The 12,484-nt window shown below is 42.8% G+C and carries 11 protein-coding genes; 9 read left to right on the plus strand and 2 right to left on the minus strand.

Annotated elements, in window-relative coordinates:
- A complete protein-coding gene (gene dusB, locus D8836_RS00250; protein ID WP_049551175.1) occupies nucleotides 1–981 on the minus strand; it encodes a tRNA dihydrouridine synthase DusB in 981 nt (326 codons plus the stop codon).
- Nucleotides 968–1,840 carry an Hsp33 family molecular chaperone HslO gene (gene hslO / locus D8836_RS00255; RefSeq protein ID WP_084951498.1) on the minus strand — a complete coding sequence of 291 codons (873 nt, stop codon included), beginning with the start codon at nucleotides 1,838–1,840 and terminating at the stop codon, nucleotides 968–970. Before hslO ends, dusB begins: the two co-directional genes overlap by 14 nt.
- A gap of 164 nt (nucleotides 1,841–2,004) precedes the next feature.
- On the opposite strand from hslO, the gene D8836_RS00260 reads away from it, so the two are divergent.
- The 9 genes from D8836_RS00260 (at nucleotide 2,005) to dltD (ending at nucleotide 12,423) form a co-directional block, all read left to right on the plus strand.
- A complete protein-coding gene (locus D8836_RS00260) occupies nucleotides 2,005–3,432 on the plus strand; it encodes an AcpB/EbpR/MafR family transcriptional regulator (RefSeq protein ID WP_125392828.1) in 1,428 nt (475 codons plus the stop codon).
- A gap of 159 nt (nucleotides 3,433–3,591) precedes the next feature.
- Complete coding sequence (glpK, locus tag D8836_RS00265) at nucleotides 3,592–5,100, plus strand: glycerol kinase GlpK (RefSeq protein WP_020902633.1); 1,509 nt, start codon at nucleotides 3,592–3,594, stop codon at nucleotides 5,098–5,100.
- Nucleotides 5,101–5,141: 41 nt separating this feature from the next.
- Nucleotides 5,142–6,968 (plus strand): type 1 glycerol-3-phosphate oxidase, encoded by a 1,827-nt coding sequence (glpO, locus tag D8836_RS00270; protein WP_125392829.1) that lies wholly within the window; start codon nucleotides 5,142–5,144, stop codon nucleotides 6,966–6,968.
- 69 nt (nucleotides 6,969–7,037) lie between these two features.
- Complete coding sequence (locus tag D8836_RS00275) at nucleotides 7,038–7,742, plus strand: MIP/aquaporin family protein (RefSeq protein WP_004255366.1); 705 nt, start codon at nucleotides 7,038–7,040, stop codon at nucleotides 7,740–7,742.
- Nucleotides 7,743–7,966: 224 nt separating this feature from the next.
- Nucleotides 7,967–8,098 (plus strand): teichoic acid D-Ala incorporation-associated protein DltX, encoded by a 132-nt coding sequence (locus D8836_RS00280; protein WP_000813667.1) that lies wholly within the window; start codon nucleotides 7,967–7,969, stop codon nucleotides 8,096–8,098.
- A 20-nt stretch (nucleotides 8,099–8,118) separates the two neighbouring features.
- A complete protein-coding gene (dltA, locus tag D8836_RS00285) occupies nucleotides 8,119–9,669 on the plus strand; it encodes a D-alanine--poly(phosphoribitol) ligase subunit DltA (RefSeq protein WP_125392830.1) in 1,551 nt (516 codons plus the stop codon).
- A complete protein-coding gene (gene dltB / locus D8836_RS00290; protein ID WP_125392831.1) occupies nucleotides 9,666–10,910 on the plus strand; it encodes a D-alanyl-lipoteichoic acid biosynthesis protein DltB in 1,245 nt (414 codons plus the stop codon). The genes dltA and dltB overlap by 4 nt, the downstream gene beginning before the upstream one ends.
- 12 nt (nucleotides 10,911–10,922) lie before the next feature.
- Nucleotides 10,923–11,162: a D-alanine--poly(phosphoribitol) ligase subunit DltC gene (dltC, locus tag D8836_RS00295; RefSeq protein ID WP_000351967.1), complete on the plus strand. Its 240-nt coding sequence runs from the start codon at nucleotides 10,923–10,925 to the stop codon at nucleotides 11,160–11,162.
- The gene (gene dltD / locus D8836_RS00300; protein WP_125392832.1) at nucleotides 11,155–12,423 is read left to right on the plus strand and encodes a D-alanyl-lipoteichoic acid biosynthesis protein DltD; all 1,269 of its coding nucleotides are present in this window, start codon (nucleotides 11,155–11,157) and stop codon (nucleotides 12,421–12,423) included. The genes dltC and dltD overlap by 8 nt, the downstream gene beginning before the upstream one ends.
- Nucleotides 12,424–12,484: the final 61 nt, after the last annotated feature.

Here is a 12,484-nt window from a genome sequence, read left to right on the forward strand (position 1 = left end):
TTAAGCCTTATCCAACTGCAAGAGAGCCTCAATCTCTGCCAGAGTGCTAGCTTGTGAAATGGCTCCACGGAGTTTAGCTGCACCAGATGTTCCACGGAGGTAGTGAGGAGCGAGGCCACGGAATTCACGAACTGCTACGTTTTCTCCTTTGAGGTTAATCAATCGTTTCAAGTGTTCGTAGGCGATTTTCATCTTATCTTCAAAGGTCAAATCAGGTAGGATTTCTCCTGTTTCAAAGTAATGATTGATTTGGTTGAAGAGGTAAGGATTTCCCATGGCAGCGCGGCCAATCATGACTGCGTCAGCACCGACTTCTTCGATGCGTTGCTTGGCTTCTTGAACTGTACGGATGTCACCGTTGGCGATGAAGGGAATCTTGGTCAGAGCTTGAGCTACGTCGTGCAAGGTCTCAAGGTCTGCGTGACCTGTATACATTTGCTCACGGGTACGGCCATGCATGGCGAGGGCAGAAACGCCTGCAGCTTCAGCAGCGAGGGCATTTTCTACTGCAAGAGCTGGGTCGGACCAGCCGGTACGCATCTTGACGGTGAGGGGAATATCAAGGACAGACTGAACCTTGTTGATAATAGAGTAAATCTTGTCTGGATCCTTGAGCCACATAGCGCCAGCTTCGTTTTTCACGATTTTGTTAACTGGGCAGCCCATGTTGATATCGACTATATCGGTCTTGGTATTTTCTTGGATGAATTCTGCTGCGCGCGCTAGGCTGTCTTCATCACTACCAAAAAGTTGGATAGAAACAGGGTTTTCACCTTCATCGATATGAAGCATGTGCAGGGTTTTTTCATTGTTGTATTGGATTCCCTTGTCAGAGACCATTTCCATGACAACGAGTCCAGCTCCGAGCTCTTTTGCAATAGTACGAAAGGCTGAGTTGGTCACGCCAGCCATGGGCGCTAAAACGGTACGATTGGGAATCTCAACATTGCCAATCATAAAGGGTGTATTAAGATTTGTCACGAATGAGTTCCTCCAGGTCGTGTTCATCAAAGTTGTAAGTTGTTTGGCAGAATTGACAAGTGATTTCTGCCCCGTGGTCTTCCTCTTTCATTTCCTGTAAGTCTGAGCTTGGAAGGCTGGCAAGAGCATTCATAAAGCGATCATGGCTACAGTCACATTGGAAACGGATTTCTTCTTCAGAAAGACGCTTGTAGGCCTCGTCCCCGTAGATAGCCTTGAGGAGAGCTTCGATATGGTCGTCGCTTTCCAGAAGGGTTGAGATAGCTGGCATTTCTTGGATGCGTTTTTCAAAGCGAGCAATCTCTTCTTCCTTGGCTCCCGGCAAGACTTGAACTAGGAAACCACCTGCAACTTTTACCTTGTCTTCTTCGTCCAAAAGGACATTGAGGCCGACTGCTGAAGGCGTTTGTTGGCTTTCAGTCAGGTAAAAGGCCAGGTCTTCACCGATTTCCCCAGAGATGAGGGGAGTCATAGAATTGTAAGGATTTCCAGTACCGTAGTCTGTGATAACGAGGAATTGACCATTTCCAACAAAAGGTCCAACTAGGACTTCACCAGTTGCAGTCTTTTTGATGTCGACACCAGGATTTTGAACGTAACCTTTGACATTCCCCTTGGTATCAGCGACGGTGATGATAGCACCTAGAGAGCTAGAACCCAGCACCTTAACTGTTAGTTTGGTATTTCCTTTTTCATTGGCTGCGAGAATCTGGCTAGCGATAAGGGTACGACCAAGTGCAACGGTTGAACTGGCTTGAGTTTGATGTTTTTCTTGAGCAGTGCGGACGGTTTCAGTGCTATCAAGGACAAAAGCACGAAAGGCGCCGCTTTCTGATATAGTTTTAATAATTTTATCCATAGCTACTATTTTAGCACAAAAATTCCCAAAGGGGGAGCCGTGTGTTTGCTGATTTTCAGGATAATAGACCAGAAAATCAGCAGGTAAATAAAAAGAGAAACAGATTATTTCAGCATTTGTAAGATTTATGCTATGCTTAAGGTAGAAAATGAAAGGGGTAACAAATGTATTTAGGAGACTTGATGGAAAAGGCTGAATCTGGCCAATTTTCAATCCTTTCCTTTCTCTTACAAGAGTCTCAGACGACTGTCAAGGCTGTAATGGAGGAAACAGGATTTTCAAAAGCAACCCTAACCAAATATGTCACCCTGCTCAATGACAAGGCTTTGGGCAGTGGTTTAGAGCTGAACATCTCCTTAGAAGATGAAAATCTGTACCTGTCGATCGGTGCAGCTACAAAGGGGAGAGATATTCGGAGTTTGTTTTTGGAGAATGCGGTTAAATACCAGATTTTAATTTATCTTCTCTACCACCAACAGTTTTTAGCCCATCAGCTGGCTCAAGAATTGATGATTAGTGAGGCAACGCTTGGCCGTCACTTGGCTAGCTTAAATCAGATTTTGTCAGAATTTGACTTATCCATCCAAAATGGACGTTGGCGAGGTCCAGAGCATCAGATTCGCTATTTCTATTTCTGTCTTTTTCGCAAGGTCTGGTCAAGTCAGGAGTGGGAAGGTCACATGCAGAAACCAGAGAGAAAACAGGAGATTGCCACTTTAGAAGAAATCTGCGGTGCAAGCTTGTCTTCGGGGCAGAAATTGGATTTGGTTCTCTGGTCTCATATCAGTCAACAGCGTCTTCGGGTCAATGCTTGTCAGTTTCAAGTGATAGAAGAGAAAATGCGAGGGTATTTTGACAATATTTTCTACCTTCGTTTGCATCGAAAGGCTCCTTCCTTTTTTGCCGGGCAACACCTTCCTCTAGGAACTGAGGATGGTGAGATGATGATATTCTTCTCTTTCCTTCTATCTCATCGCATTCTTCCTCTTCATACTATGGAGTATATTCTTGGTTTTGGAGGGCAGTTGGCAGATTTGCTGACGCAATTGATTCAAGAAATGAAGAAGGAGGAGTTACTGGGTGATTACACAGAGGATCATGTTACCTATGAACTCAGTCAGCTTTGTGCTCAAGTCTATCTTTATAAGGGCTATATTTTACAGGATTGCTACAAGTACAAGTTAGAGAATCGTCATCCATATTTACTGATGGAACATGATTTTAGGGGGATGGCAGAGGAGATTTTTCATGCTCTACCTGCCTTTCAGCAGGGGACGGATTTGGATAAGAAAATTCTCTGGGAATGGCTTCAGTTGATGGAATATATGGCTGAAAATGGTGGTCAGCATATGCGGATTGGTCTGGATTTGACATCTGGTTTTCTTGTCTTTTCAAGGATGGCAGCCATTTTGAAACGGTATTTGGAATATAATCGTTTTATTACCATTGAAGCCTATGACCGAACTCGACATTATGATTTGCTGGTTACCAATAACCCCATTCATAAGAAGGAACAAACCCCAGTCTATTATTTAAAAAATGACTTGGATATGGAAGATTTGGCGGCTATTCGTCAGTTATTATTCACTTAAAAGGCTTGGTCGTTCCAGGTCTTTTTTGTGAAATTCACACAATCTCCTCACATTTTTTTAAAAATTAAAAAAAGTTGATGAACAAGAAAGCGCTTTATTTTGTATACTAGTAAGTGTAAAGAGGAAACATCCTCAAGATCTTTATCAGGAGGACAGCACATGTCACAAGAAAAATACATCATGGCCATTGACCAGGGGACTACAAGCTCTCGTGCCATTATTTTCAACAAAAAAGGAGAAAAAGTTAGCTCGAGTCAAAAAGAGTTTACCCAGATTTTCCCTCAGGCAGGTTGGGTAGAGCACAATGCCAATGAAATTTGGAACTCTGTTCAGTCAGTTATTGCGGGTGCTTTCATCGAAAGTGGTGTCAAGCCAAATCAAATCGAAGCAATCGGTATTACCAACCAACGTGAAACAACTGTTGTCTGGGATAAGAAAACAGGGCTCCCTATCTACAACGCTATCGTTTGGCAGTCTCGCCAAACAGCCCCTTTGGCTGAGCAACTAAAAAACCAAGGTTATGTGGAAAAATTCCATGAAAAGACTGGTTTGATCATCGATGCTTACTTCTCAGCGACTAAGGTTCGTTGGATTTTGGACCATGTAGAAGGCGCTCAAGAGCGAGCAGAAAAAGGGGAATTGCTCTTTGGTACCATTGATACTTGGTTAGTTTGGAAATTGACTGATGGTGCGGCTCACGTGACGGATTACTCAAATGCAGCTCGTACCATGCTTTATAACATTAAGGAACTCAAATGGGATGATGAGATTTTAGAAATCCTCAATATTCCTAAGGCTATGCTTCCAGAAGTTCGTTCTAACTCTGAAATCTACGGTAAAACAGCTCCATTCCATTTCTACGGTGGAGAAGTGCCAATCTCAGGTATGGCTGGGGACCAACAGGCAGCCCTTTTTGGACAGTTGGCCTTTGAACCAGGTATGGTCAAGAATACTTATGGAACAGGTTCTTTCATCATCATGAATACTGGTGAAGAAATGCAGTTGTCTGAAAATAACCTCTTGACAACGATTGGTTACGGAATCAACGGCAAGGTTTACTATGCCTTGGAAGGTTCTATCTTCATCGCAGGAAGTGCTATTCAGTGGCTTCGTGACGGACTTCGCATGGTTGAAAATTCACCAGAGTCTGAAAAATACGCCCGTGATTCTCACAACAACGACGAAGTTTATGTCGTTCCTGCCTTTACAGGTCTAGGTGCTCCATACTGGAACCAAAATGCTCGTGGTTCTGTCTTTGGTTTGACTCGTGGAACAAGCAAAGAAGACTTTATCAAGGCGACTTTGCAATCTATCGCTTATCAAGTGCGTGACATCATTGACACAATGCAGGTAGATGCTCAAACAGCTATCCAAGTCTTGAAAGTAGACGGTGGTGCCGCTATGAACAACTTCCTCATGCAGTTCCAAGCTGACATTTTGGGAATCGATATCGCACGCGCCAAAAACTTGGAAACAACAGCTTTGGGGGCAGCCTTCTTAGCAGGTTTGTCAGTGGGCTATTGGAAAGACTTGGATGAGTTGAAACTCTTGAACGAGACAGGAGAACTCTTCGAGCCATCTATGAACGAATCTCGCAAGGAACAACTCTACAAGGGCTGGAAGAAAGCTGTAAAAGCAACTCAAGTCTTTGCGGAAGTAGACGACTAATACTGGAAGAATAAAGCGACTCAGTTAGAAAGTGTGTAAATATGGAATTTTCAAAGAAAACACGTGAATTATCAATTAAAAAAATGCAAGAACGCACCCTAGACCTCTTGATTATCGGTGGAGGAATTACAGGGGCTGGTGTAGCCTTGCAGGCGGCAGCTAGTGGTCTAGATACTGGTTTGATTGAAATGCAGGACTTCGCAGAAGGAACATCCAGCCGTTCAACAAAATTGGTTCATGGAGGACTACGTTACCTTAAGCAATTTGATGTAGAAGTGGTATCAGATACAGTTTCTGAACGTGCAGTGGTTCAACAAATCGCTCCACACATTCCAAAACCAGACCCAATGCTCTTACCAGTTTACGATGAAGATGGAGCTACTTTTAGCCTTTTCCGTCTTAAAGTAGCTATGGACTTGTATGACCTTTTGGCAGGAGTTAACAACACACCAGCTGCTAACAAGGTTTTGAGCAAGGAAGAAGTCTTGGAACGCCAGCCAAACTTGAAGAAAGAAGGTTTGGTAGGAGGTGGAGTCTATCTTGACTTCCGTAACAACGATGCGCGTCTCGTGATTGAAAACATTAAACGTGCCAACCAAGACGGTGCCCTTATTGCCAACCACGTGAAGGCAGAAGGTTTCCTCTTTGACGAAAGTGGCAAGATTACAGGTGTTGTAGCTCGTGATTTGTTGACAGACCAAGTCTTTGAAATCAAGGCCCGTCTGGTGATTAACACAACAGGTCCTTGGAGCGATAAGGTACGCAATTTGTCTAATATGGGAACCCAATTCTCACAAATGCGTCCAACTAAGGGAGTTCACCTAGTCGTGGATTCAAGCAAGATCAAGGTTTCACAGCCAGTTTACTTTGACACAGGTTTGGGTGACGGCCGTATGGTCTTTGTTCTCCCACGTGAAAACAAGACTTACTTTGGGACAACTGATACAGACTACACAGGTGATTTGGAACATCCAAAAGTGACGCAGGAAGATGTAGATTACCTACTTGGTATTGTCAACAACCGCTTCCCAGAAGCTAACATTACCATTGATGATATCGAAAGTAGCTGGGCAGGTCTTCGTCCATTGATCGCAGGCAATAGTGCATCTGACTACAATGGAGGAAATAACGGAACCATCAGTGATGAAAGCTTTAACAACTTGATTGCGACTGTTGAGTCTTACCTCTCTAAAGAAAAAACTCGTGAAGATGTAGAGGCTGCTGTCAGCAAGCTTGAAAGCAGTACCTCTGAGAAACATTTGGACCCATCTGCAGTTTCACGTGGTTCGAGCTTGGACCGAGATGATAATGGTCTCTTGACCCTTGCTGGTGGTAAAATCACAGACTATCGTAAGATGGCTGAAGGAGCTATGGAGCGCGTGGTTGACATCCTCAAAGCAGAATTTGACCGTAGCTTTAAACTCATCAATTCTAAGACTTACCCTGTTTCAGGTGGGGAATTGAACCCAGCAAATGTGGACTCAGAAATCGAAGCCTTTGCGCAACTTGGAGTGTCACGTGGTTTGGATAGCAAGGAAGCTCATTACCTAGCAAATCTTTACGGTTCAAATGCACCGAAGGTCTTTGCTCTTGCTCATAGTTTGGAACAAGCACCAGGACTCAGCTTGGCAGACACCTTGTCCCTTCACTATGCAATGCGCAATGAGTTGGCTCTTAGCCCAGTTGACTTCCTCCTTCGTCGTACCAACCACATGCTCTTTATGCGTGATAGTTTGGATAGCATCGTTGAGCCAGTTTTGGATGAAATGGGACGATTCTATGACTGGACTGAAGAAGAAAAAGCCGCTTACCGTGCGGATGTCGAAGCAGCTCTTGCTAACAACGATTTAGCAGAATTAAAAAATTAAGAAAAAATAAAAGAGGCGGCGGGCAACAATCCTTGTCGCCCGCCCCTTCTTTTTAATGGAGATAGAAAGATGATGAATGAATTATTTGGAGAATTTTTGGGAACTTTAATCCTGATTCTTCTAGGAAATGGTGTTGTTGCAGGTGTGGTTCTTCCTAAAACTAAGAGCAATAGCTCAGGTTGGATTGTGATTACCATGGGTTGGGGGATTGCAGTTGCGGTTGCAGTATTTGTATCTGGCAAGCTCAGTCCAGCTCATTTAAACCCAGCTGTGACAATTGGTGTGGCTTTAAAAGGTGATTTACCTTGGGCTTCCGTTTTGCCTTATATCTTAGCCCAGTTCGCAGGGGCTATGCTCGGTCAGATTTTGGTTTGGTTGCAATTCAAGCCACATTATGAGGCAGAAGAAAATGCAGGAAATATTTTGGCTACTTTCAGCACAGGCCCAGCTATAAAAGATACTGTATCAAACTTGATTAGCGAAATCCTTGGCACCTTTGTATTGGTATTGACAATCTTTGCTTTGGGACTTTATGACCTTCAAGCAGGAATCGGAACCTTTGCAGTGGGAACTTTGATTGTCGGTATCGGTCTATCACTAGGTGGGACAACAGGTTATGCCTTGAACCCTGCACGTGACCTTGGACCTCGTATCATGCACAGTATCCTTCCAATTTCAAACAAGGGAGACGGAGACTGGTCTTATGCCTGGATTCCTGTTGTGGGACCTGTTATCGGTGCAGCCTTGGCCGTGCTTGTATTCTCACTTTTCTAATCTAGAAAACAATTATGTTGATAAAGCTTGAGATGAAAATCTCAGGCTTTTTTAAAAATATACATAGAAAAACCGCATAATTTTAAAATTAGCTTAAATATAATGAAAATCTACGGCAAACAATTGAAAAAATACTATATAAAGTGGTACAATGGTAGAAAAATAAGCTAGTAAGAATCACTCTTATTTTAGCTAAAAATTACAGAAATGAATGGTTTTTCTTGATGAAACAGAGAAAAGAATTGTACCTCTTTCTTGGTCGGACAGCCTTGTATTTTCTTATCTTTCTGGGGCTGCTTTACTTTTTTAGCTATCTTGGTCAGGGTCAAGGAAGCTTTATCTATAATGAATTTTAACTTGAAGGAGAATCCCTATTGTGTCAAATAAACCAATAGCAGATATGATTGAAACCATTGAGCATTTTGCTCAGACCCAGCCTAGCTATCCTGTTTATAATGTTTTGGGTCAGGAACACACTTATGGAGATTTAAAGGCTAATTCGGATAGTTTGGCTGCAGCCATTGACCAACTAGGCTTGCCTGAGAAGTCTCCTGTGGTTGTTTTTGGTGGCCAAGAATATGAAATGTTGGCAACCTTTGTAGCGCTGACTAAGTCAGGTCATGCCTACATTCCAATTGATAGCCATTCGGCCTTGGAGCGAGTTTCGGCTATTTTAGAAGTAGCAGAGCCAAGCTTGATTATTGCCAACTCAGACTTTCCATTGAAGCAGGTTTCTACGCCAATGATGACTCTAGCTCAGGTTCAAGAAGTCTTTGCTCAAGGGACTAGCTATGAGATCACGCATCCAGTCAAGGGCGATGATAACTACTACATTATCTTTACTTCTGGTACGACTGGTAAGCCAAAGGGAGTGCAGATTTCCCATGATAACCTCCTCAGCTTTACCAATTGGATGATTACGGACAAGGAATTTGCGACGCCAAGTCGTCCGCAAATGCTGGCTCAGCCACCTTATTCTTTTGACTTGTCTGTCATGTATTGGGCACCGACATTAGCACTTGGTGGTACACTTTTCGCTCTTCCTTCAGCTATTACTCAGGACTTTAAGCAACTCTTTGCGACCATCTTTTCATTGCCAATCGCTATCTGGACATCAACCCCTTCTTTTGCGGATATGGCCATGTTGTCAGAAGACTTTAATAGTGAGAAAATGCCTGGAATCACGCATTTCTACTTTGATGGAGAAGAATTGACGGTCAAAACGGCTCAAAAACTGCGTGAGCGTTTCCCAAATGCCCGTATTATCAATGCCTACGGTCCAACAGAAGCGACAGTGGCTCTGTCAGCTGTTGCTGTGACAGACGAGATGTTGGCGACTCTCAAACGCCTACCAATCGGCTATACCAAGGCTGATTCTCCAACCTTTATCATTGACGAGGACGGCAATAAATTGCTAAATGGCGAACAGGGAGAAATCATTGTTTCTGGACCAGCTGTTTCAAAAGGCTATATGAATAATCCTGAAAAAACGGCAGAAGCTTTCTTTGAGTTCGAAGGTCTTCCGGCCTACCACACAGGGGATGTAGGAACTATGACAGATGAGGGCTTGCTTCTCTATGGTGGACGCATGGACTTCCAGATTAAGTTCAACGGTTATCGCATTGAGTTAGAAGATGTCTCTCAAAACCTTAATAAGTCTCGCTTTATCGAGTCTGCTGTCGCAGTTCCACGTTATAACAAGGACCACAAGGTACAAAATCTATTAGCCTATGTCATCTTAAAAGACGGTGTTCGTGAGCAGTTTGAGCGTGATATCGATATTACCAAGGCCATTAAGGAAGACTTGACAGATATCATGATGTCCTACATGATGCCGTCTAAATTTCTTTATCGAGACAGTTTGCCACTGACTCCAAATGGAAAGATTGACATCAAAGGATTGATTAACGAGGTGAACAAGAGATGATGGAGTTCTTTCAACAGCTTCCTCATTTAGAGCCATATGGGAATCCTCAGTATTTTGTCTATGTGATTGCTGCAACCTTGCCCATCTTTATCGGCCTCTTTTTCAAGAAACGCTTTGCCTGGTACGAGGTATTGGTTAGTCTCTTCTTTATCGTCACCATGTTGGTAGGTGGGAAGACCAATCAGTTGGCTGCCTTGGGTATTTACCTTTGCTGGGAAATATTGCTCCTGCTCTTCTACAAGAATTATCGAAAAAGTAAGGATGGCAAGTGGGTCTTCTACCTAGTTAGTTTTCTGTCCCTCCTTCCGATTATCTTTGTCAAGGTGCAGCCGGCTATCAATGGAACACAGTCTTTGCTTGGGTTTTTGGGAATTTCTTACCTGACCTTTCGTTCGGTTGGGATTATCATCGAGCTGAGAGATGGAGTGATTAAGGATTTTACCCTCTGGGAATTCCTCCGTTTTCTTCTCTTCATGCCGACTTTTTCAAGTGGTCCAATCGATCGCTTTAAGCGTTTTAATGAAAATTATCAGACCATTCCTGAGCGGGATGAGTTGATGGATATGCTGGATGAATCTGTTCGCTATATCATGTGGGGATTTTTGTACAAGTTTATCCTAGCTCATGTTTTAGGAGAAACTTTACTCCCTCCTCTGAAGAATCTAGCCCTGCAGTCAGGTGGCTTCTTTAACCCCTATGCCTTGGCAGTTATGTATACCTTTGGTTTGGAGCTCTTCTTTGACTTTGCAGGTTACTCTATGTTTGCCTTGGCTATCTCAAACTTAATGGGAATCCGTAGCCCCATCAACTTTAATAAGCCTTTTTTATCAAGGGATTTAAAGGAATTTTGGAATCGTTGGCACATGAGTCTATCTTTCTGGTTCCGTGACTTTGTCTTTATGCGAATGGTCATGGTGTTAACCAGAAAGAAGGTCTTTAAGAATCGCAATGTAACCTCAAGTGTGGCCTACATTGTAAATATGCTGATTATGGGATTTTGGCATGGTGTGACCTGGTACTATATCGCCTATGGCCTCTTTCATGGACTGGGCTTGGTCATCAATGACGCTTGGATTCGCAAGAAAAAAACGCTCAATAAGGAGCGGAAAAAATCAGGGAAGCCTGCTCTACCTGAGAATCGCTGGATTCAGTTGCTTGGCATGGTTGTCACCTTCCATGTCGTCATGCTGTCATTCTTGATCTTTTCTGGATTCTTGAATGATTTATGGTTTAAAAAATAAAGGAAATAAAATATGGATATCAAATCAGAAGTTATCGAAATTATTGATGAGTTGTTTATGGAAGATGTTTCTGACATGATGGATGAAGATCTTTTTGATGCAGGTGTCTTGGATAGTATGGGAACGGTAGAGTTGATTGTGGAGATTGAAAACCGTTTTGACATTCGTGTCCCTGTAACAGAGTTTGGTCGTGATGACTGGAATACAGCCAATAAAATCATAGCTGGTATTGTGGAGCTACAAAATGCTTAAACGCTTATGGATGATCTTCGGACCGGTCTTGATAGCTGGTTTGTTGGTTTGTCTGCTCATCTTTTTCTATCCTGCTGAGATGTATCATGATCTGGGAGCTGAAAAGCGTTCGGCGGTGGCTACTACCATTGAAAGTTTTAAGGAGCGGAGTCAAAAGGTCAGAGCCTTATCTGATCCAAATATGCGTTTTGTTCCCTTCTTTGGCTCCAGTGAATGGCTTCGTTTTGACGGTGCCCATCCTGCGGTATTGGCTGAGAAATACAACCGCTCTTATCGCCCCTATCTTTTAGGACAGAGGGGAGCTGCATCGCTCAACCAGTATTTTGGGATGCAACAGATGTTGCCACAACTGGAGAATAAACAAGTTGTATATGTCATCTCGCCCCAGTGGTTTAGTAAAAATGGCTATGAGCCAGCAGCCTTCCAGCAGTATTTTAATGGGGATCAGTTGACGAGTTTTCTGGAACATCAATCTGGAGATCAGGCTAGTCAATATGCAGCGATCCGCTTACTACAGCAGTTTCCAAATGTAGCTATGAAGGACCTGGTTCAGAAGTTGGCAAGTAAAGAAGAATTGTCGACGGCAGACAATGAAATGATTGAATTATTGGCTCGTTTTAATGAACGCCAAGCTTCCTTTTTTGGTCAGTTTTCGGTTAGAGGCTATTTCAAATACGATAAGCATGTAGCTAAGTATTTAAAGACCTTGCCAGACCAGTTTTCTTATCAAGCCATAGAAGATGTTGTCAAAGCAGATGCGGAAAAGAATACTTCCAATAATGATCTGGGAATGGAAAATTATTTCTATAATACGCAGATTAAAAAGGATTTGAATAAATTAAAGGATTCTCAGAAAAACTTTACCTACCTCAAGTCGCCAGAATATAATGACTTGCAGTTAGTGTTAACCCAGTTTTCTAAATCCAAGGTAAACCCGATTTTTATCATTCCACCTGTTAATAAAAAATGGATGGACTATGCTGGTTTACGAGAGGATATGTACCAACAAACGGTGCAGAAGATTCGTTACCAGTTAGAAAGTCAAGGGTTTACAAATATAGCAGATTTTTCTAAGGACGGTGGGGAGCCTTTCTTTATGAAAGATACCATCCATCTTGGTTGGTTGGGTTGGTTGGCTTTTGACAAGGCAGTTGATCCTTTCCTATCCAATCCAACACCAGCTCCGACTTACAATCTGAATGAGCGCTTTTTCAGCAAAGATTGGGCGACTTATGATGGAGATGTCAAGGAATTTCAATAGATAATAGTATAGAAGAGTTCAAGGATGAAACTAGTTTTCACGTTTTTTCTTGACTCTTTTT

It is taken from the genome of Streptococcus mitis (assembly GCF_003942995.1).
In the GTDB taxonomy this organism is placed as follows: Bacteria; Bacillota; Bacilli; order Lactobacillales; family Streptococcaceae; genus Streptococcus; species Streptococcus mitis_CV.